At 72.2% G+C, this 21466-nt stretch carries 19 protein-coding genes; 9 read left to right on the forward strand and 10 right to left on the reverse strand.

The window, feature by feature from the left end; translation table 11 throughout:
* The first annotated feature begins 163 nt into the window (after window positions 1–163).
* From trxB to O7600_RS18490, 3 genes are all read left to right on the forward strand, one after another.
* Entirely contained in the window at window positions 164–1117 is a 954-nt protein-coding gene (trxB, locus tag O7600_RS18480) for a thioredoxin-disulfide reductase (protein ID WP_091567702.1), read from the forward strand.
* 28 nt (window positions 1118–1145) lie between these two features.
* Window positions 1146–1469, forward strand: coding sequence for a thioredoxin (gene trxA, locus O7600_RS18485; RefSeq protein ID WP_091567699.1), 324 nt, complete (start codon window positions 1146–1148; stop codon window positions 1467–1469).
* 165 nt (window positions 1470–1634) lie between these two features.
* Complete coding sequence (locus O7600_RS18490; RefSeq protein ID WP_281589025.1) at window positions 1635–2798, forward strand: N-acetylmuramoyl-L-alanine amidase; 1164 nt, start codon at window positions 1635–1637, stop codon at window positions 2796–2798.
* 5 nt (window positions 2799–2803) lie between these two features.
* Here O7600_RS18490 and O7600_RS18495 read toward each other — a convergent pair whose 3' ends face one another.
* On the reverse strand, window positions 2804–3469 hold the full coding sequence (locus O7600_RS18495; protein WP_091567690.1) for a GNAT family N-acetyltransferase: 666 nt from the start codon (window positions 3467–3469) through the stop codon (window positions 2804–2806).
* A 292-nt stretch (window positions 3470–3761) separates the two neighbouring features.
* Between O7600_RS18495 and O7600_RS18500 the strand changes: the two genes are divergently transcribed.
* Window positions 3762–5075, forward strand: a complete 1314-nt coding sequence (locus tag O7600_RS18500) for a PLP-dependent aminotransferase family protein (RefSeq protein ID WP_281589029.1) — start codon at window positions 3762–3764, stop codon at window positions 5073–5075.
* Window positions 5076–5082: 7 nt separating this feature from the next.
* Window positions 5083–6078, forward strand: a complete 996-nt coding sequence (locus tag O7600_RS18505; RefSeq protein WP_281589031.1) for a D-alanine--D-alanine ligase — start codon at window positions 5083–5085, stop codon at window positions 6076–6078.
* Window positions 6079–6084: 6 nt separating this feature from the next.
* On the opposite strand, the gene O7600_RS18510 is transcribed toward O7600_RS18505, so the two are convergent.
* The 9 genes from O7600_RS18510 to rpmH all read right to left on the reverse strand — a co-directional run bounded on the left by O7600_RS18510 (window position 6085) and on the right by rpmH (window position 14970).
* A complete protein-coding gene (locus tag O7600_RS18510; protein WP_281589033.1) occupies window positions 6085–7038 on the reverse strand; it encodes a hypothetical protein in 954 nt (317 codons plus the stop codon).
* Between the two features lie 1527 nt (window positions 7039–8565).
* Window positions 8566–9600 (reverse strand): ParB/RepB/Spo0J family partition protein, encoded by a 1035-nt coding sequence (locus O7600_RS18515; RefSeq protein ID WP_281589035.1) that lies wholly within the window; start codon window positions 9598–9600, stop codon window positions 8566–8568.
* Between the two features lie 27 nt (window positions 9601–9627).
* A complete protein-coding gene (locus O7600_RS18520; protein WP_281589037.1) occupies window positions 9628–10974 on the reverse strand; it encodes an AAA family ATPase in 1347 nt (448 codons plus the stop codon).
* Between the two features lie 247 nt (window positions 10975–11221).
* Window positions 11222–12004, reverse strand: coding sequence for a 16S rRNA (guanine(527)-N(7))-methyltransferase RsmG (rsmG, locus tag O7600_RS18525; protein WP_281594193.1), 783 nt, complete (start codon window positions 12002–12004; stop codon window positions 11222–11224).
* Window positions 12005–12326: 322 nt separating this feature from the next.
* Complete coding sequence (locus O7600_RS18530) at window positions 12327–12908, reverse strand: R3H domain-containing nucleic acid-binding protein (RefSeq protein WP_099163192.1); 582 nt, start codon at window positions 12906–12908, stop codon at window positions 12327–12329.
* A gap of 208 nt (window positions 12909–13116) precedes the next feature.
* Window positions 13117–14100, reverse strand: a complete 984-nt coding sequence (gene yidC / locus O7600_RS18535) for a membrane protein insertase YidC (RefSeq protein WP_281589040.1) — start codon at window positions 14098–14100, stop codon at window positions 13117–13119.
* 3 nt (window positions 14101–14103) lie between these two features.
* Window positions 14104–14343 carry a membrane protein insertion efficiency factor YidD gene (gene yidD / locus O7600_RS18540; RefSeq protein ID WP_091567651.1) on the reverse strand — a complete coding sequence of 80 codons (240 nt, stop codon included), beginning with the start codon at window positions 14341–14343 and terminating at the stop codon, window positions 14104–14106.
* A gap of 41 nt (window positions 14344–14384) precedes the next feature.
* Window positions 14385–14798, reverse strand: coding sequence for a ribonuclease P protein component (gene rnpA / locus O7600_RS18545; protein ID WP_281589042.1), 414 nt, complete (start codon window positions 14796–14798; stop codon window positions 14385–14387).
* Between the two features lie 34 nt (window positions 14799–14832).
* Complete coding sequence (gene rpmH / locus O7600_RS18550; RefSeq protein WP_117668129.1) at window positions 14833–14970, reverse strand: 50S ribosomal protein L34; 138 nt, start codon at window positions 14968–14970, stop codon at window positions 14833–14835.
* A 576-nt stretch (window positions 14971–15546) separates the two neighbouring features.
* Between rpmH and dnaA the strand changes: the two genes are divergently transcribed.
* From dnaA to recF, 4 genes are all read left to right on the forward strand, one after another.
* Complete coding sequence (dnaA, locus tag O7600_RS18555) at window positions 15547–17355, forward strand: chromosomal replication initiator protein DnaA (RefSeq protein WP_281589047.1); 1809 nt, start codon at window positions 15547–15549, stop codon at window positions 17353–17355.
* Between the two features lie 909 nt (window positions 17356–18264).
* Window positions 18265–19398: a DNA polymerase III subunit beta gene (gene dnaN, locus O7600_RS18560; RefSeq protein ID WP_281589049.1), complete on the forward strand. Its 1134-nt coding sequence runs from the start codon at window positions 18265–18267 to the stop codon at window positions 19396–19398.
* Between the two features lie 40 nt (window positions 19399–19438).
* Entirely contained in the window at window positions 19439–20311 is an 873-nt protein-coding gene (gnd, locus tag O7600_RS18565; RefSeq protein ID WP_281589051.1) for a phosphogluconate dehydrogenase (NAD(+)-dependent, decarboxylating), read from the forward strand.
* A gap of 16 nt (window positions 20312–20327) precedes the next feature.
* Window positions 20328–21461 carry a DNA replication/repair protein RecF gene (gene recF / locus O7600_RS18570; protein ID WP_281589053.1) on the forward strand — a complete coding sequence of 378 codons (1134 nt, stop codon included), beginning with the start codon at window positions 20328–20330 and terminating at the stop codon, window positions 21459–21461.
* Window positions 21462–21466: the final 5 nt, after the last annotated feature.

The raw sequence follows: 21466 nt of genomic DNA on the forward strand, positions 1-21466 counted from the left end.
CCTGTCCCGCCACGTGACGTGACCCACCGGATGACCGGCTCGGGAATCCCCGCTTCGTACGATGGCGTTCTGCAAGTCAGGCGCCGGCGCCTCGGAGAGCCGTCGGCACTAGGGATCGACATCGGTGCGCACCGGTGGCGAACACACACATCGGGAGACGGCAGTGGACGAGGTCCGCAACCTGATCATCATCGGCTCCGGGCCGGCCGGTTACACCGCGGCGGTCTACGCCGCGCGTGCCAACCTCAAGCCGCTGGTGATCGAGGGCGTGCAGTCCGGTGGCGCGCTGATGACCACCACCGAGGTGGAGAACTTCCCCGGCTTCGCGGACGGCATCCTCGGCCCCGAGCTGATGGACAACATGCGCAAGCAGGCCGAGCGGTTCGGCGCGGAGTTCCTCACCGACGACGTGACCCGGGTCGAGCTGAAGGACACCGGCGAGATCGGCTCCGACGCGGTGAGCACCGTCTGGGTGGGCGAGACCGCCTACCGGGCCCGGGCCGTCATCCTCTCCACGGGCTCGGCGTGGCGTCCGCTGGGCGTGCCGGGCGAGCAGGAATACCTGGGCCACGGTGTGTCGTCCTGTGCCACCTGCGACGGCTTCTTCTTCCGCAACCAGCACATCGTGGTGGTCGGCGGCGGCGACTCGGCCATGGAGGAGGCGAGCTTCCTCACCCGCTTCGCCGAGTCGGTGACGATCCTGCACCGCCGCGACTCGTTCCGCGCCAGCAAGATCATGGCCGAGCGGGCGCTGGGCAACGAGAAGATCAAGGTCGAGTGGAACACCACCGTCGAGGAGATCCTCGGCGAGGACGGCAAGGTCAGCGGCGTCCGGGTGCGCAACGTGCACACCGGCGAGAGCAAGGTGCTCGACGTCACCGGCGTCTTCGTGGCGATCGGCCACGACCCGCGCAGCGAGCTGTTCCGCGGCCAGGTCGAGATGGACGACGAGGGTTACGTGAAGGTCCAGGCGCCGAGCACCCGCACGAACGTGCCGGGCGTGTTCGCCGCCGGCGACCTGGTCGACCACACCTACCGGCAGGCCATCACGGCCGCCGGCACCGGGTGCGCCGCCGCGCTGGACGCCGAGCGCTTCATCGCCACCCTGCAGGGCTGAGAATTTTCACGAGGAGGAGGGGTTCATAGTGGGAGCCACCAAGGCGGTCACGGACGCGAGCTTCGCGAGCGACGTGCTGAAGTCCGACAAGCCGGTTCTGGTCGACTTCTGGGCGGAGTGGTGCGGTCCGTGCCGCAAGGTCTCGCCGCTGCTGGAGGAGATCGCGGGCGAGATGGCTGACCAGGTCACCATCGTCAAGCTCAACATCGACGAGAACCCCGAGACGGCGCGCACCTACCGGGTGATGTCCGTGCCGACGCTGACCATCTTCAAGAACGGCGAGCCGGTCCAGTCGATCGCCGGCGCCAAGCCCAAGGGCGAGCTGGTCCGACTCATCGAGTCGGCGCTCTGACCCGGACCCACACCGTCGGAAGCCCCGTCCCCCCACCCGGGTGGCGGGGCTTCCGCCTTTCCTGACCTGCGCGAACACGAACCCGCACGGTAACGGCTCACGGTACGCTCCGTAAGCGTCCGTCGGAGTTCCCGGTCCGCCAACGTCCGTGCAGAGGGGGTCGTCGTGCGTCCGATCCGACCCGGTGACCGGGGACCCGCGGTGGCCGAGATCCGCACCGTCCTCGCCGGCCTGGAACTGCTCCCGGCCGACGGCCCGGGCCACGACGACTACGACACCACGACGGAACGCGCCGTCCGTGCCTTCCAGCAGTCCCGCGGCCTCAGCGTCGACGGGCGGGTCGGCGCGGAGACCTGGCGGGCGCTGGACGCGGCCCGCTGGCGGTTCGGCGCCCGCGCCCTCTACCACGCCGTGCCCGAGCCGCTCACCGGCGAGGACGTCCGGGCGCTTCAGGAACGTCTGCTGGAGATGGGGTACGACGTCGGCCGGGCCGACGCCATCTACGGCATCCGCACCTCCCGGGCGGTGGCCCAGTTCCAGCGCGAGATGGGGCTCAAGCCGGACGGCTCCTGCGGCCCGCACACCGTCAACGCGCTGCGCCGCCTCGGCCGCAAGGTCGTCGGTGGGCGCCCGCAGTGGCTGCGCGAGTCCGACGCCATCCGCCAGGCCGGCCCGACCCTGGTCGGCCGGACCGTGGTGATCGACCCGGGACACGGCGGCACCGACCCCGGTGTGGTGGTGCCGGACGGCACGCTGCGCTGGACCGAGGCGGACCTGGTGCACGACCTGGCGAGTCGCCTGGAGGGGCGGCTCGCCGCCGCCGGCGTACGGGTGCAGTTGACCCGCGGCCCGTCGCCGGCGACCTGCCTGCCCGACGCGGACCGGGCCCAGCTGGCCAACTCGCTCGGCGCCGACGTGTTCATCTCGCTGCACGCCGACGGGCACGCCAACCCGGAGGCCGACGGCGTGGCGACCTACCACTACGGCACCGACAACGGCGTCACCTCGGCCACCGGGGAACGCCTGGCCGGGCTGGTCCAGCGGGAGATCGTGGCCCGCACCGGGCTGCGCGACTGCCGCACCCACGCGAAGGCGTGGGAGCTGCTGCGCCTCACCCGGATGCCGGCGGTCCGCGTCGAGGTGGGCTACCTGACCTCCCCGGACGACCTGGGCCGGCTGGTCGACCCCCGGTTCCGGGACCGGGTCGTCGAGGCGATCGTGGCCGGGGTGCAGCGGATGTACCTGCCGATCGAGCGGGACGTGCCGACCGGCTCGATCGACGTGAGCGAGCTGCGGGCGATCGTGGCCGCCGGCACCGTGGTCGACTGAGGCGGTCAGCTCGTCGAGCGGGTGGCCGGCGCCGGCCGCACCGGGCGCAGCAGCGTCTCCGGGCTCATCGAGCCGAGCAGCTTCTCCAGCGCGTACTCGACGTCGGACTTCCAGCTCAGCGCCGTGCGCAGTTCCAGCCGCAGCCGCGGGTAGCGCGGGTGCGGGCGGACGGTCTTGAAGCCCACCGAGAGGAAGAAGTCGACCGGCGCGAGGCAGGCCCGGGTCGGGCTGTCCGCGTCGTCGCCGAACTTGGCGTCACCGAACGCCTCGATCGCCTTGATGCCACGCTTGGTCAGGTCGCGGGCCACGCCTTGGACGAGCATCCGGCCCAGGCCGCCGTCGGCGAAGGCGGGCACCACGTGCGCCGTCATCAACAGCGCCGCGTCCGCCGAGACCGGCGAGGTGGGAAAGGCCATCGAGCGTGGGACGTACGCCGGTGGGGCGTACATGACGAAACCGGCCGGCATGCCGTCGACGTAGACCAGCTTGCCGCAGGAGCCCCACTCGAGCAGCGTCTGGGAGACCCACGCCTCCTTCTCCAGGCCCGGGTCGCCGGCCGCGCACGCCCGTTCGGCGGAAACCGGATCCAGCTCCCAGTAGACGCACCGCCGGCAGGATCGGGGAAGGTCCTCCAGGGTGTCCAGGGTCAGGCTGACCAGACGTCGCGACATGTGCGCACCCCACCAACAGTCTCGGAGCGTCGGCCTGCGCGGTGTCCCGCAGCCCTCCTGCCCCCGACGAGCGATCGTACGCCGCCGCCCGCCGGTGCGGGAGAGGACGCGCGAACCCCCACCCGGGCGGCGGACCGCCGGTCCGGGATGTGGACGTGTCCACACGGTGGGTCCCGTGACGGTCACCAGGGACTACGATCGACCAACCGGCCGCGTGCGCCGCCAATGGATGCCGGCATCGCGGGTACCACACCGGGCGGCAGCCCCGCCGACACCCGATCGAGGTGATGTCATGACCGGCACGACGCTCGACGACTACACCGACCGGTACGCCCGGCGCGTCCGGGGGATGACCGCGTCGGAGATCCGGGCACTCTTCGCGGTCGCCAGCCGCCCGGAGGTCGTCTCGCTCGCCGGTGGGGCTCCCTACATCGCGGCGCTGCCGCTGGACGCGGTCGGCGAGATGCTCGGCCGGCTCGGCGCGGAGCACGGCGCCACCACCCTCCAGTACGGCATCGGTCAGGGCACCCCGGAGCTGCGCGAGCGGATCTGCGAGGTGATGTCCCTGTCCGGGATCGACGCGTCGTGCGGCGCCTCCCCGGAGGACGTGGTGGTGACCGTCGGCGGCCAGCAGGCGCTCGACCTGGTGGCCCGCCTCTTCCTGGACCCGGGTGACGTGGTGCTCGCCGAGGGCCCGACGTACGTCGGCGCGCTCGGGGTGTTCCAGGCCGCGCAGGCCCAGGTGGCCCACGTGCCGATGGACGACGAGGGGCTCATCCCGGAGGCACTGGAGGTGGCCATCGCCGACCTGGCCCGGGCCGGCCGGCGGGTGAAGTTCCTCTACACCATCCCGACCTACCAGAACCCCGCCGGCGTGACGCTGAGCGAGGAGCGGCGCGAGCGGGTGCTCGACATCTGTGAGCGCGCCGGGCTGCTCGTGGTGGAGGACGACCCGTACGGTCAGCTCGGGTTCGAGGGTGAGGCGCCCAGGCCGCTGCGGGCCCGGCGACGCGACGGGGTCTTCTACCTGAGCACGTTCTCCAAGACGTTCGCGCCCGGCCTGCGGGTGGGCTGGATCCTGGCCCCGCACGCGGTCCGCGACAAGCTGGTCATCGCCAGCGAGGCGCAGATCCTCTGCCCCAGCGCCTACGCGCAGTCGGCCGTCTCGACCTACCTGGGCACGATGCCGTGGCGGCAGCAGCTCAAGGTCTACCGCGAGATCTACCGCGAGCGCCGGGACGCGCTGCTCGACGCGATGACCGACCTGATGCCCGAGGGCACCACCTGGACCACGCCGGCCGGCGGCCTGTTCGTCTGGGCGACCCTGCCCGAGGGCCTCGACTCCAAGGCGATGATGCCGCGTGCCGTGGCCGCCCGCGTCGCGTACGTGCCGGGAACCGGCTTCTACGCGGACGGCACGGGCGCCGGGAACATGCGGCTCAACTTCTCCTTCCCGTCCCCGGAGCGGATCCGGGAAGGTGTCCGCCGGCTGTCCGGCGTGATGGAGCAGGAGATCGCGATGCGGAAGGTCTTCGGTGCGGTCGGCGACGCCGGCCCGCGCCGACGCCGGGGCGGCTCGGACGCGCCCGGCCCCGACTTGGCATGATTCCCGCATGGCCGACAGCCCTGCCGCACCGACTCCCGTGACCGGACCCACCTCCGACGAGCTGCGCGTGCTGGTGCTCGCCGGCGGACTCTCCTACGAACGGGACGTCTCGTTGCGGTCGGGCCGCCGGGTGCTCGACGCGCTGCGTGCGGTCGGCGTGGAGGCGGACCTCCGGGACGCCGACGTCGCGCTGCTCCCCGCTCTGACCGCCGACCCGCCGGACGCGGTGGTGATCGCCCTGCACGGCGCGACCGGCGAGGACGGCTCGCTGCGCGGCGTCCTCGACCTCTGCGACGTGCCCTACGTCGGCTGCGACGCCCGCTCCTCCCGGCTCGCCTGGGACAAGCCGTCGGCCAAGGCGGTGCTGCGGGAGGCGGGCATCCCCACCCCCGACTGGGTGGCCCTGCCGCATGACCGTTTCTCCGAGCTGGGTGCGGTGGCGGTGCTGGACCGGATCGTCGACCGTCTCGGGCTGCCGCTGATGGTCAAGCCGGCGCAGGGCGGGTCGGGCCTGGGTGCCGCCGTGGTCCGGGAGGCCGCGTCGCTGCCGGCCGCGATGGTCGGCTGCTTCGCCTACGACCAGACGGCGCTGGTGGAGCGCTACGTGCCCGGGATGGACGTCGCGGTCTCCGTGCTCGACCTGGGCGAAGGCCCGCGAGCCCTGCCGCCGGTGGAGATCGTGCCGCGCAACGGCGTCTACGACTACGCCGCCCGCTACACGGCGGGGCGCACCACGTGGCACGCTCCCGCCCGGCTCGACGCCGCGACCACCGCTCAGGTGACCGAGGTGGCGCTCGCCGCGCACACCGCCCTCGGCCTGCGCGACCTGTCCCGGGTCGACCTGATCGTCGACGCGGAGGGCCGGCCGCACGTGCTGGAGGTCAACGTGTCGCCGGGCATGACCGAAACCTCGCTGCTGCCGCTCGCCATCCAGGCGGCCGGGCTCGACTTCGGCCGGGTGCTCGGCACGCTGGTGACCCGGGCCGCCGGCCGCCGCCGCTGACCGGAGTCAGCCGGCGGTACGCGCCGACGCCGCCCGCCCGCCGTTCCCGGAGGACCGGCCGTCCTCGTCCGTCACGGCGCTGCCGGCCGACGGCTCGCCGCCCTCGCACTCCGGCTCGCCGCCCGAGTCCGCGCTGCCGGCGGTTCCGGCCTTGACGCTTCCGCTCGCCTCGCCCACCGGATCACCGGCGGCGTGCTCATCGTCGGCGGCATCGGCGGGGTGCCCGCTGCGCATCTCCAGGTCTTCCGCGGCATCCGCCTCGTCGGTCTGCTCCGCGGCCTCCGACTCGGGGATCTCGTCCGCCGCCTCGATCACCGACGCGGACTCCTCCTCGGGCTCCTCGGCCACGCTCGTGGGCGACGGCGAGAGGGTGGACGGCGCCTCCCACCGGATGCGGGGCGGCTCGGCGAGCGGACGGCCACCGAACTCGGCGAGCCACGCGGCGACCATGGCGAGGTTCTCCCGCCATTGCTCCTCGGAGATCGGCGGCAGGATCGAGTCCCAGAGCGACAGGAACGTGCCCCGCAGTTGCAGTCGCCCGTACGGCCGGGCCAGGAACCACATGTGCAGGTGCGCCGAGCCGTCGCCCCACCGGTTGACGTGCACCCGGGCGACCCCGTCCAGCGAGCGGACGGCCCGCTCCAGACGGACGGTCATCACGCCCAGCTCGGCGGCGAGGAGGTTCGGCAGGTCACCGAGATCGAGGTGGGAGCGGGACTCCAGGATCAGCACCATCGGCAGCCCGGTCGGCCGGTCCATGGCGCGCACCCGCCACCGTTCGCCGACCCAGATGTACGCCTCGTCGGGCGCGTTGCAGGCGGTGCACTCGCGGTCCGCCTCTCCCCGGCGGGGAGGTTCGACCGCGACGGGATCGTCGATCTGCTTGACGCGGAGATCGCCCTCGAAGGGGAAGGAGGGCCACTGGGTGAAGTCCGGGACTGAGGGAGGGGTGTCCTGCACGACGCTGACCCTAACCGAGTTGGCGACGCCTGTCCCTACCCGTTCCCCCCGGGTCATCGGTGGACGGGCGACGATCCGCAGCGCTTGTCCACCACGTTGTCCACAGGGCGCCGAGATCACCTGTACGGACCGTCATCCACAGCTCAGCAACGGTTTTCGCGCCGTGTTTCACGTGAAACGGGGCCAGCCTGTGGACAAAGCCTGTGGATAACCAAGAGAGATCCTTCGGATCCTCGGCCCACCCTTCTCAACGAGCGACGCATCGATCCGTGCCGGCGTTGTCGGTCCGGACAGCAGGCGGTCGTCGCGCGCCCGGGACTCCGGGCGCTTCGTCGTCGGCCGCCGGCTGACGCGGCGTTCGTTTCACGTGAAACCGAGCCATGGAGTGGCTAGGCGAAGCGGCTGCCGGCCCGATCCGATCTCAGACCCGGTGCGGCGGCCCGGTCAGGGTCGGCACGGGCAGGAGAAGCGTTGGGTCCGGGCTCCTCTCTTGTTTCACGTGAAACGGCGGCCTCAGGGGCCCAGGAAGGCCATTCCGGGGCGGGTGCCTCCTGGGACCCCGGCTCGGCGATCTCGCCTGCCTGGTGACGACTCAGGGGCCTGGGCGCGCCAAGGCGGCGGCGGAGGTCGGGCGACGCAATCTCTGGAATGAGGGCGAGGGGCGGGCGAGCGCTGACGACGTCGGCTAGCTCTCTGCCGTTGGCGGTTCGTTATTCCCGAGGGTGCCGGAGCGACGCCGTCCGCCCGCCCGATCGAGAGCACGCGCGTGACGGCGGACTGCGGACGGCGAGCAGTGACGCCGACGTCGGACGGGAAGAAGTGACGGCGGACGGCGAGCGGTGACGGCGGAACGGCCTCCGTGCCGGGAGGGCTGGCCGTCCGCCCTCACCGGTCTGGCTCCGCAGGAGGTGTGGGGTCCTGGGCGGAGCGGCGGTCGGTCGACGATCGGGCCCGGCGGCCCGGCCTTTACGCGACACCCCGGCCGATGAGCCGCCGGCCGGCCGCCTGACACAGGACAGCTCGACGCACGGTGGACCGCCAGATGTCGGCCCGACCGCTCGGCGACGTCACGGACGTGGTGGCCGGCGACGGTCGGGGCCGGGAGCCGCGATCGCCCGAGCCGCGCCAACCACCCGGCCCCCGAAGGCCAGGCGATCCAGGACGGTCCGCGAGCGGCGAACCATGCCCCGGCCGCGACCCCCTGTCAACCGCCCGGGCGCAGTGCCGGCCTACTCCCGTCGGTGGCCTCGGACCGTCGGACGCCGTCACGGACACCACTATCGTCGGCTGACCGTCGCGCCCCGCCGACAAACCCCTCTCCCTGGTTCGAGCCCGGGTTGGCCGTTTCACGTGAAACCGGCCGGCGGCGAGGGGACCAGAGCCGCCGTTCACCCTGGCCGCCGGTCGCGGATACCGGCTCGCCGGCGAGGACCCCGCAACGCGGAGACGCACGAGACGCCGGACGGAACGAGTCCGGCCGCACCTCCCTGACGGGTGGTGCGGCCGGGAAAGATCGAGGGCCGGAACTCAGTCGCCGGGTTGCTCCTCCTCGCCGACGCCGATGATGCCGACGATCCGCTCCAGGTCGTCGACGGTTGCGAACTCGATCGTGATCTTGCCCTTGCTCCGGCCGATGTCGACCTTCACCCGGGTGTCGAACCGATCCGAGAGCCGGTCGGCCAGATCGGAGAGCGCGGGAGCGTGCGGCTTGGTCCGCCGCTTCGCAGCGGGTGCCTTCGCCGGTCCGTCCGCGAGCGCCAGCGCCACCAGTTCCTCGGTGCCGCGTACGGAGATGCCCTCGGCGACGATCCGGGTGGCGAGATGCTCCTGGGCGTCGGCGTCCTCCAGGCTGAGCAACGCTCGGGCGTGGCCGGCAGAGAGCACACCCGCGGCGACCCTGCGCTGTACGGCGGCCGGGAGGTTCATCAGCCGGATGGTGTTGGAGATCTGCGGGCGGCTGCGTCCGATCCGCCGGGCCAACTCCTCGTGGGTGGCCCCGAACTCCTCCAGCAGTTGCTGGTACGCGGCCGCCTCTTCGAGCGGGTTCAGGTTGGCGCGGTGGATGTTCTCCAGGAGCGCGTCCCGGAGCATCGCGTCGTCCTTGGTCTCCCGGACGATCGCCGGAATGTTCTCCCGGCCGACCGCCTGGGCGGCGCGCCAGCGCCGCTCGCCCATGACGAGTTCGTACTTCTCCGGGTCGAGCTGCCGGACGACGATCGGCTGGAGGAAGCCGACCTCCTGGATCGAGGTCTTGAGCTCCTCCAGCGCGTCCTCGTCGAAGACGTGTCGGGGCTGCTTCGGGTTCGGCACGATGGCGTCGACCGGGATCTCGGCGAAGCGGGCACCCGGCACCGGGCTCAGCTGAGGCTCCGGCGCGACGGCGGGGGACGCGGTCCCGCCGCTCGCTCCGGTCACTGCTGCCGTGGCGCCGTTGGCGGAGGCCACCGGCGCGGGGGCCGCCGCCGTCGACTCGCCACCTTCCGGGTCGGCTCCTGCCACCGGCCCGGTGGGGATGAGGGCGCCGAGCCCTCGGCCCAGACCGCCGCGGGGACGGTTCTTCATGCGACGCCTCCCAGCGACATCTCCGCACTACGCATTCCGGCTCACCGGCTCCTTGACGCCTCGCTCGGCGATCTCCTGGGCGGCCTCGAAGTAGCTCGTGGCACCCCGCGAACCGGGATCGTAGGTCATCACCGACTGGCCGTAGCTCGGCGCCTCGGAGACCCGCACGTTCCGGGGGATGACGGCCTGCAGCACCTTGTCCCCGAAGTGGTTCCGGACGTCCTGCTCCACCGCGTCGGCCAGCCGGGTGCGCCGGTCGTACATGGTCAGCAGGATGGTCGAGACCTCCAGCTGCGGGTTCAGGTGCTGGCGTACCAGGTTGATGTTGTTGATCAACTGGTTGAGCCCTTCCAGCGCGTAGTACTCGCACTGGATGGGGATCAGCACCTCCTGCGCGGCCACGAGCGCGTTGACCGTCAGGAGGCCGAGCGAGGGCGGGCAGTCGATGAAGACGTAGTCGAAGTGACCGGGGTACGCGGCGATGGCCCGCGCCAGGCGGGACTCCCGGGCGACCACCGAGACCAGCTCGATCTCGGCCCCGGCCAGATCTATGGTGGCGGGCACGCACCACAGGTTGGGGATGCCCTCCACCGCCTGGGCCACCTCCTCCAGCGGCACGCTGTCGATGAGGCAGTCGTAGACGTCCGGCACGCCGGTGTGGTGGGGCACGTTGAGCCCGGTGGACGCGTTGCCCTGCGGGTCGAGGTCGACCACGAGCACCCGGTTGCCGTGCAGCGCTAGCGCCACCGCCAAGTTCACGGTGGTGGTGGTCTTACCCACGCCACCCTTCTGGTTGGCGACGCACATCACCCGGGTCCGGTCGGGGCGCGGCATGGTGACCTCGCCACTGGGATTCAGGATCTGCACGGCGCGCATCGCCTCCATAGCCAACGGTGGGTCATCCTCTTCGCGCGTCGGGGTTTCACGTGAAACGTACGTGGTGGCCCCGGTGTCGTCCCCGTACCCGGCCGCCGGTGGCGTGTCGGCCGGATCGGCCGACACGGGGGCGGAGTCAGGGGTGGGCTGGTGTGGCACGGCGGACACCGGCGGTTGGGGCTCGAACCGGCCCGACACCGCCGCGTTCCCGCGCGCGACCGCCGGACGTGGGGTCGGCGCGTTCACCGGGCCCTCGCTCGGGTCGAGCGGGTCGCGGGCCGGCGGCACGTTGACCGGAACGGACGACACCGGGCGTACGGCGCCCGCCGCGGGAGCGTCCCGCCGCGGCGTCGGGTCGACGGGGTGATGCGGTGCCGCGTCGTGGGGATCGTTCACCACCCACTCCTGGTAGCTGGTTTCACGTGAAACGGGATCACCGGTGGGTTGCCCGTCGGGCCCGGTCAGCCGTGGATCGTCGTACCTGCCGTCGTCATGCACCTGTCATCCCTACCCGCTCCGGATGGTCGGTCCGCACCCCGTCAATCAGGCCTCGCGCTTCGCGCGACGTCATCGGCCCGGTGGGAGCGGTCGGGTTCGGACGCCGCCCGGCACCGCCGCTCCACACTATCGACGCGCGGTCAGCCTACGGCCGACGGGCGCGGCGGGTCCACGTCGGGTTGCGATCGATCAGGTCACGCCCACCCGGTCCAACGACCGGGTGGGGTGCCGGGAAAGCCCGCCCGGGTCAGCGATCCCGGTTACGACCACCGCGATTGCGGCCACCGCGCGACCGCTTCGGCTTCTTCGCGCGCGGCGGGTTCACCACGCGCTCCCGGACCACCTCGACCACTGTCGCCGCCGGCTCGATGACCCCGGCGCCGCACCGGTGAAGTTCGGGTGTCCCGCCACCCAGGCGGACCACCGCGTCGGTGTGTTCGGCGATCTCGTCCGCCGCCGAGGCGCCCTTGAGCGCCAGGAGTCGACCACCCGGCACCGTCAACGGCAGGCACCAGGCGGCGAGCCGGTCCAGCGCGGCGACCGCACGGGCGGTGACGATGTCGGCGGCCAACGGGTCCCGGTCCCGCGACCCGGCTGCCGCCTCCTCGGCCCGTCCCCGGAAGACGCGAACGGACCGGGTGAGGCCGAGCCGCTGCACGGCCTCGATCAGGAACGACACCCGCCGGGCGAGCGGTTCGACCAGGGTGACGGTGAGATCGGGGCGCGCGATCGCCAGCACCAGACCGGGCAGTCCCGCTCCGGAGCCGACGTCGATCACGCTGGCCCCCTCCGGGATCCGCTCCGCCATGACCGCGCAGTTGAGCAGGTGCCGGTCCCACAGCCGGGGCGCCTCGCGAGGTCCGATCAGTCCACGCACCACGCCCTCCGTGGCCAGCAGCTCGGCGTACGCCGCGGCGAGGTCCAGCCGCTCACCGAAGAGCGTCCTGGCCGCCTCCGCCAGCTCGGGTGGCAGGGTCGCCTCGGCCGGATCGGGCGCCGCCTCCCCGACAGGCGGGTCCGAACCGTCCACCGAGGACGGTGCCGGTTCGGCGAAGACCGGGCCGACCGGGCCGGACGGGGCGTCGGACGCCGCGTCCACCGGTGGTTCACCGGAGAAGGCCGGCGTCACGTCGGCCGCCGGATCGGTCGCCACGGTGTCGCCGGTCGCCGCCGGCTCGCCGGAGAAGGCGGGCTCGACCGACGCGGCGGGAAGGTACGCCGGGTCGGCCGACCGGTCCTCGTCGGAGAAGACCGGATCGGCGCTCGGGTCGGGCCGCACAGCGGACGGCCCGGGCGGCGTACCGCCCGGGCCGGCCACGGCGTCAGCCGTCGTGTCGTCGGAGACCACTGCCTCAGTCCGCCACCGGGCGGACGACGATGCGCCGGTTCGGCTCAACACCCTCGGACTCGCTCTCCACGTCGGTCATCGCGTTGACCACGTCGTGCACGCACTTGCGTTCGAACGCGGACATCGGCTCCAGGCGCACCGGTTCGCCGTGCTCCTTGACCTTCTCGACCGCGTTCTTGGCCACCGCCGCCAACTCCTTGCGCCGGGCGGCCCGGTAGCCGCCGACGTCGAGCAGCAGTCGGCTCGGCGTACCGGTCTGCCGGAACACCGCCAGGCGGGTCAGCTCCTGGAGCGCCTCCAGGGTGGCGCCGCGCTGGCCGACCAGGTTCTGCAGGCGGCCACCGACCACCTCGACGACCGGGCGGCCGCCGGAGACCAGTTCGTCGATGTCGCCGTCGTAGTCGAGGATGTCCAGCAGGCCCTCGACGTAGTCGGCGGCGATCTCACTCTGCCGGAACAGGTCGCTGTCGGCCGGGGCCTTCTTCTCCCGGGCCTCGGCCGTGCCCTCCTCGGTCTCGGTGGCGGTGGCCGTGGGGGTCTCCTCGTCCAGGGACTGGTCGGCGCTGGGGATGCTGGTGTCGGTCACGGTCTCATCTCCGTACTCGCTCGGCCGGACCGTCGGGGTCCGCTGGTCTCCCGGGGGCCGGCGGGAGGTTCGCCGGGTGCCCACGGGCACGTCTGTACGGGCCAGTCTCGCCCGTGGCCGCGCTGCGCGCGGCGGTTCCGGCGCCGACCCTCGGTGGCAGCTCGGGAACCGGACGGGCCACCGCCGGGTGGCGGTGGCCCGGCGGGGCTCAGCCCTGACGCTTGGCCGGCCGGCCGGCGCCCTTCTTCGGGTTGACCGGCTTGGCGCCCGGCTTCGGGCCGGCCACCTTCGGCGCGGCGGCCGGCGCCTTGACCGCGGGCTGGGCGGTCTTGCGGCCGAGCAGCCCGGTCTTGGCCGGCTGGACGGGGCTCTTGCCCGGGGTGGCGTTCTTCTTCGGCGGCACCAGCGGCGGGAACTTCCGCAGCACCCACTGCTGCTGGCCCAGCGTGAACAGGTTGTTGGTGACCCAGTAGATGATCACACCGATCGGGAAGATCGCGCCCGAGACCAGCAGGGAGAGCGGGATGCCGTAGAGCATCAGCCGCTGCACCATCCGCTGCTGCGGGTCCTCGGCCCAGCCGGTCTTGAGGATCATCTGCCGGCTGGTCAGGTAGGTGGTGGCGATCATGATGAGCACCAGGATCCCGGCGACCACCTTGACCGTGCCGGTGTTCGCGCCCAGCCGGGACAGCTCCTCGGCGGTGGAGCCGAACTTGCCGGAGATCGGGGCGGTGAAGAGACTCGCGTTGGACGCGCTGTTGAACTGCTCGACGGTCCAGCCGTAGAGGGTCTTGCCCGGGTTGTCGGGGTTGAGCCGCTTCAGCGTGTGGAACAGGCCCAGGAAGACCGGGATCTGGAGGAACATCGGAAGGCAGCCCATCAGGGGGTTGGCCTTTTCCTTCCGATAGAGCTCCATCATCTCCTTCTGGAGCGTCTCCCGGTCACCCTTGTGCTTCTCCTGGAGCTCCTTCACCTTGGGCTGGAGCGCCTGCATGGCACGCTGCGACTTGATCTGCTTGACGAAGACCGGGAACAGGATCACCCGGACCGTCACCACGAGGAAGATGATGGCGAGGATCCAGGCCCAGTTCGTGCCGATCACCGCGTCGACGGGCACCCCGATGGCGTCCCAGGCCGAGTGCCAGGTCAGCAGGATCCACGAGATCGCGTAGTAGATCCAGTCGAGACTCAATTCTCAGGCTCCAGTCACGTCGGCACGGCGGCGATCGCCCGGCTCCGGCACCGGGTCGTGACCACCTGGGTGAAAGGGGTGGCAGCGCGACAGCCGCCGGACCGTCAGCCAGGCCCCCCGCAGCGCACCGTGCCGGGACACCGCCTCCACGGCGTAGGCACTGCACGACGGGTAGAACCGACAGCGGGCCGGCAGTGCCGGACTTATCCACCGACGGTACGCGATGATGGGCGCCAGCAGCATGCGGGCACCGGTAGTCGGCGGCGAGGTCGGGGGCGCGCCGTTCACCGCGACCGCCGTCCCCGGGGCGCCCGCGCGGCGGCGATGGCGGCGTCCAGGTCGGCTCCGAGCCGGACGTACGTGGCGTCGGCGGCCGGGGGCAGGGCGCGTACCACCAGGGTGGTGCCGGCGGGGAGCTCGGCCAGGCGTTCCCGGACCAGGTGCCGGAGACGGCGGCGGACCGTGTTGCGGACCACCGCGCCGCCGACGGCCTTGGACACGACGAAGCCGGCGCGGCGGGGTGCGGAGTTCTCCGCACCGCTGCTCCGCGCCGGCTCCGGCGAGTTGGTCCCGGTGGGGCCGGTCGGTTCGGGGACGGTCAGGTGGACCACGACGGCGCCACGGCCGACGCGTCGGCCACCGCGAACCGCTGCGGCGAAGTCGCTACTGCGCCGCAGTCGCTGCGCGGCGGTCAGCACGACTGCCCACGTCCCCGGACCGGACCGGTCGGCCTCAGGCCGACAGGCGGGTGCGGCCCTTAGAGCGACGGGTCGAGATGATGGCGCGGCCGGCACGGGTGCGCATGCGCAGCCGGAAGCCGTGGGTCTTCGCGCGCCGGCGGTTGTTCGGCTGGTAGGTGCGCTTGCTCACGTCAGGCTCTCCGTTGTCGTACGCCCCGCGCGGCGGATCGCCCGGGGTCGTGTGCTGGTCCAGATCACCTCGGCGGTGACCTCCGATCGGCGCTGCCCGGTGACGCGAACCCCGACGGTGCGGGGGCGACAGCCACGGACAACAAGCATCCATCACCCTAGCAGAGGGCGAGAGAGCAGCCGCTCCAGCCTACGCAGGGGCGCAATGACCGTCAAACGTCACACTCCGGCTCCGACCTGCGCCGGGATGGCGACCGAAGGGGCGGTTTTCACTGATGTTGCCAACGCCGCCAGGGTGTCGGCGGTTGATGGTGTGGGGTCCCCGCTGTTAGCGTGCGCGATTGCGGTCGGCGTCGGGGGTCCGAGTTTGTCGCCGACCGGCAAGACCGGACAAGCTGTTGAATCGTTCGGCACGGTGAACCCGCTTCAGCGCCTCCGCGAACCAGGGGGCAGGTCCGACCCGCGTCCGGTGGGCGGCCACAATCGGTCGGTACACACAGGCTGTGGATAACTTGTGGATGACGACCGGTCAGCCGTCCGGGCGGGCGTGAGGATCAGGCGAGGGGGTGGCACGACGGTGACCGGAGCGAACGACCTCGCCGCGGTGTGGACGGCGACCACCGAGGAACTCGCCGACGAGATCATCTCCGCGCAGCAGCGGGCGTACCTCCGACTCACCCGGCTCCGGGCGATCGTCGAGGACACCGCCCTGCTCTCCGTCCCGGACGCCTTCACCCGGGACGTGATCGAGTCCCGTCTCCGCCCCGCCATCACGGAGGCCCTGAGCCGCCGGCTCGGCCGGCCGATCCAGGTGGCCGTCACGGTGCGGGTCGCCGAGGACCCGGCCGGACGCCCGGCCGGCACGGTGTACCGCAGCGCTCCGGAGCCGCTCGCCGAAGCGGACGGCCCCGCGGACCTGCTTCCCGGCTTCGACCAGCCGGCCGCACCGGCCTATCCCGCGCCCCGCCAGGAGCCCGGGTACGCCGAGGCGCGGCCGGAGCAGCCGGTGGACGAGCCCGCCCCCCGGCAGCGGACCGCCGACGGCGGGCGGCCCCAGCTGATCCCGGCCGGCCGGGACGGGCAGGACACCCTGTTCGGCGCCGCGTTCGCCGAGCCGATGCGGGCCGCGCCGGAACGCCGCCCCTACGACGAGCGGCCCCGGATCGAGCCGGCCGCTCCCGACGCCGGCGGGTACGAGCCCCGCTACCGCGAGGCAGCGGGACCGGTCGACCCTCCCCCCATGCGCGGCCTGCCCCGCGACGGCGCGACGGACAGCGGCCCGGGTCGCGGCGGCGCCGACCACCACCGTCCCGGCGGCCAGGCCGACCGCCGGCTGCCCGGGGCCGGGGACAGCGGCGGCAACCGGCTCAATCCGAAGTACATGTTCGAGACGTTCGTCATCGGCTCGTCCAACCGCTTCGCCCACGCGGCGAGCGTGGCGGTGGCCGAGTCGCCGGCCAAGGCGTACAACCCGCTGTTCATCTACGGCAGCTCGGGGCTGGGCAAGACCCACCTGCTGCACGCCATCGGGCACTACGCCACCACGTTGGGCAACGCCCGCTCGGTCCGGTACGTCTCGACCGAGGAGTTCACCAACGACTTCATCAACTCGTTGCGGGACGACAAGACCAGCGCGTTCCAGCGTCGCTACCGGGACGTGGACATCCTTCTGATCGACGACATCCAGTTCCTGGAGAACCGGGAACGGACGCAGGAGGAGTTCTTCCACACCTTCAACACGCTGCACAACGCCAACAAGCAGATCGTGATCACCTCCGACCGCTCGCCGAAGCAGCTGGCGACGCTGGAGGACCGGCTGCGGACCCGCTTCGAGTGGGGCCTGCTCGCCGACATCCAGCCGCCGGACCTGGAGACCCGGATCGCGATCCTGCAGAAGAAGGCGGCTCAGGAGCGGCTCTACGCCCCGCCGGACGTGCTGGAGTTCATCGCGTCCCGGGTGTCGAACTCGATCCGGGAACTGGAGGGGGCGCTGATCCGGGTCACCGCGTTCGCCAGCCTCACCCGTTCCTCGGTCGAGCTGTCGCTGGCCGAGGAGGTGCTGCGGGACTTCATCCCGGACGGCGCCGGCCCCGAGATCACCGCCGACCAGATCATGGTCTCCACCGCCGACTACTTCGGGGTGAGCCTGGAGGACCTGCGGGGTCACTCCCGCTCCCGGGTGCTGGTCAACGCCCGGCAGGTGGCCATGTACCTGTGCCGGGAGCTGACCGATCTGTCGCTGCCCCGGATCGGCCAGGCGTTCGGTGGCCGAGACCACACCACGGTGATGCACGCCGACCGCAAGATCCGTCAGCAGATGGCGGAGCGACGCTCGCTCTACAACCAGATCGCCGAGCTGACCAACCGCATCAAGCAGAACACCTGACCCACCCTCCCGCGCGCACCGCACCACCCGAGCCCGACCGGCCACCCCGGTCGGGCTTCTCCGTCCCCGGACCGCCACCGCGCGCCCCGGCCCGCACCCCCTCCGGTCGCCACCCCCGGCTGATCAAGGAGTTCGCGTCCGGAGGCGGGCGATCGGTGACGTCAACTCCTTGATCGTGTGCCGACGACGCGCGGGCCGGAGGGGGAGGAAGGCAGGGGGTTGACCCTCGAGCTTGTGGAGGGGTCAGGATCGGGAGCGTGCTCGTCCACAGCTCGTGCCCGTTGTCCACACCCCCTGTGTCACAGGCGGTGGAAAACCACCCTGTGCATTCGGCCGGTTACCCACAGACTGTGGACAACTCCTGGGGACGACGCTGTGGATGCCTGGGGACGACGGCTCCGTTGTCCACCGACGACGGTCCGCCTGTGGGTGGCCTGTTGAAGGTTCTGGGGACAACCGCGGTCGACGCCGTCGGCGCTGTCCACAGCACTGGGGAGAAACCCGGTGGATTACCGGTGGACAACCGGTGGACAGCCGTGGAAAACCCGGGAGCTGGCGACGGCTGTGGACCGGGACACGGGTTGTACCCCTGGTTCTCCACAGCCAAACCACCGGTGGATAACCTGTCTGACCTGCGCGGACGCGGGTTCTCCACAGTTTGCACAGGTGCGATGAAGACGATGAGTTATCTCTTCTAAACAACAAAAACCAATCATCACCGTTGGACTTCCTGTGGATCGGGCCGGAGCACTGCCGCCGGCAGTCGCCCGGGCACCTGGATCCACGGGGTCGGGCGCACAGCCGATGCCCACGCGCCCTAAGGTGCGATGGGTACCCGCACGGTCGGGCGGGACGGGTGGCAGCGGTCGGCATGAGAGAGTTGTCGCTGACGTCGACGCGGAGGCATTGATGAAGTTCCGAGTGGAGCGCGACGCGCTCGCCGAGGCGGTCGCGTGGACCGCCAAGAGCCTGCCCAACCGACCCTCCGTACCGGTGCTGGCCGGGGTGATGCTCCGGGTGACCGACGGCAACCTCCAGGTCTCCGGCTTCGACTACGAGGTCTCCAGCCAGGTGACCGTCGAGGTGCAGGGTGACGCGGACGGCGCCGCCCTGGTCTCCGGTCGACTGCTCGCCGAGATCACCAAGGCCCTGCCGGCCAAGCCGGTGGACATCGCCGCCGTCGGCGCCCACCTGGAGCTGGTCTGCGGCAGCGCCCGGTTCACCCTGCCGACCATGCCGGTGGAGGACTACCCGACCCTGCCGGAGATGCCGGAGAGCGCCGGCACCGTCGACGCCGCCGCCTTCGCCGCCGCGGTGGCCCAGGTCGCCGTGGCCGCCGGCCGGGACGAGACGCTGCCGATGATGACCGGCGTCCGGCTCGAGCTGTCCGGTGGCACCATGGCGATGCTCGCCACCGACCGCTACCGCCTCGCGCTGCGCGAGATGGAGTGGAACCCGGACGACCCGGAGATCAGCCTCAACGCGCTGGTTCCGGCCCGCACGCTGCACGACACCGCCAAGGCGCTCGGCCCGCTCGGCGGGCACGTCACCATGGCGCTCTCCGCCGGCGGCGCCGGCGAAGGCATGATCGGCTTCTCCGGCGGCACCCGCCGGACCACCAGCCGGCTGCTCGACGGCGCCAACTACCCGCCGGTGCGGTCGCTCTTCCCGGCCGACCACAACGCCGAGGCCCGCGTCCCGGTCGCCACCCTCATCGAGGTGGTCAAGCGGGTGGCGCTGGTCGCCGAGCGCACCACCCCGGTGCTGCTGAGCTTCAGCTCGGACGGGCTCGTGGTGGAGGCCGGCGGCACCGAGGAGGCCCGGGCCAGCGAGGCCATGGAGGCCACCTTCAGCGGCGACCCGCTCACCATCGGCTTCAACCCGCAGTACCTGATCGACGGCCTGAACAACCTGGGCGCCCAGCACGCCCTGCTGCGGTTCGTCGACGCGTTCAAGCCCGCGGTCATTTCCCCGGCCGGCGAGGATGGCGAGGTCATCCCGGGGTACCGGTACCTCATCATGCCGATCCGCGTGTCCCGCTGATCGCAGGCAGCACGACCCTGACGTACGGAGGTAGGAGCAGATGCAGCTCGGCCTGGTAGGACTCGGCCGGATGGGCGGCAACATGCGCGAGCGGCTGCGCGCCGCCGGGCACGAGGTGGTCGGTTTCGACCGTAACCCGGAGCTCAGCGACGCCGCGAGTCTCGCGGAGCTGGCCGAGAAGCTCGACTCGCCGCGCGCGATCTGGGTCATGGTCCCCGCCGGCGTCACCGACGCCACCATCGACGACCTCGCCGGCGTGCTCGGCGAGGGCGACATCATCATCGACGGCGGCAACTCCCGGTTCAGCGACGACGCCCCGCGCGCCGAGCGGCTGAACGAGCAGGGCATCGGCTACGTCGACGTCGGCGTCTCCGGCGGCGTCTGGGGCCGGCAGAACGGCTACGGCCTGATGGTCGGCGGCGCCCAGGAGCACGTCGAGCGGCTCATGCCGATCTTCGAGGCGCTCAAGCCCGAGGGCGAGTTCGGCTTCGTGCACGCCGGTCCGGTCGGCGCCGGCCACTACGCCAAGATGGTGCACAACGGCATCGAGTACGGCCTGATGCACGCCTACGCCGAGGGCTACGAGCTGCTCACCGCCTCCGAGCTGGTGACCAACGTCCCCGGCGTGTTCAAGTCCTGGCGGGAGGGCACGGTCGTCCGGTCCTGGCTGCTCGACCTGCTCGACCGGGCGCTGGACGAGGACCCGGAGCTGGCCGAGCTGAGCGGCTACACCGAGGACACCGGCGAGGGCCGGTGGACGGTCGACGAGGCGGTCCGGCTGGCCGTCCCGCTCAACGTCATCACCGCCTCGCTGTTCGCCCGGTTCGCGTCGCGGCAGGACGACTCGCCCGCCATGAAGGCCGTCGCCGCGCTGCGCCAGCAGTTCGGCGGCCACGCCGTCCGCAAGCGCTGAGCGCTGTCCACAGCCTGTGTACGTCCGCCGGCTCGAACTGGTCGACTTCCGCTCCTACGAGCGGGTCGGCGTCGACCTGGAGCCGGGTCCGAACGTGCTCGTCGGCGCCAACGGCGTCGGCAAGACCAACCTGGTCGAAGCGCTGGGCTACGTGGCGACCCTGGACTCGCACCGGGTCGCCACGGACGCCCCGCTGGTGCGGATGGGCGCCACCTCGGCGGTGATCCGCTGCGCGGTGGTGCACGACGGCCGGGAGCTGCTGGTCGAGCTGGAGATCGTCCCGGGCAAGGCCAACCGGGCCCGGCTCGGCCGGTCCCCGGCCCGGCGCGCCCGGGACGTGCTGGGCGCGTTGCGCCTGGTGCTCTTCGCGCCGGAGGACCTGGAACTGGTCCGCGGCGACCCGGCCGAACGCCGCCGCTACCTGGACGACCTGCTGGTCACCCGCCAGCCCCGCTACGCCGGCGTGCGCGCCGACTACGAGCGGGTGGTCAAGCAACGCAACGCGCTGCTGCGGACGTCGTACCTGGCCCGTAAGACTGGCGGTACGCGCGGCGGTGACCTGTCCACCCTCGCCGTGTGGGACGCCCACCTGGCGCAGCACGGGGCCGACCTGCTCGCCGGCCGGCTGGAGCTGGTCGCCGCGCTCACCCCGCACGTGGCGAAGGCGTACGACGCGGTGGCCGCCGGCCGGGGCGCGGCCGGCATCGCGTACCGGCCGTCGGTCGAGCTGCCCGAGCCGGCGGCCGACCGGGCGGCGCTGGCCGAGGCGCTCACCGCCGCGCTCGCCGCGAACCGGTCCGCCGAGATCGAGCGCGGCACCACGCTGGTCGGGCCGCACCGCGACGACCTGGCCCTCACGCTGGGCCCGTTGCCGGCCAAGGGGTACGCGAGCCACGGCGAGTCCTGGTCGTACGCGCTGGCGCTGCGGCTGGCCGGCTACGACCTGCTGCGGGCCGACGGGATCGAGCCGGTGCTGGTGCTGGACGACGTCTTCGCCGAGCTGGACGCCGGCCGGCGGGAGCGGCTGGCCGAGCTGGTCGGCGGCGCCGGCCAGCTCCTGGTGACCTGTGCGGTGGACGACGACGTGCCGGCGACGCTGCGCGGAGCCCGCTACGCGGTTGCGGAGGGGACGGTGCGACGTGTCGGATGACGAGG

Origin of the sequence: Micromonospora sp. WMMA1998 (assembly GCF_027497375.1) — a bacterium.
GTDB classification, from domain to species: Bacteria; Actinomycetota; Actinomycetes; order Mycobacteriales; family Micromonosporaceae; genus Micromonospora; species Micromonospora sediminicola.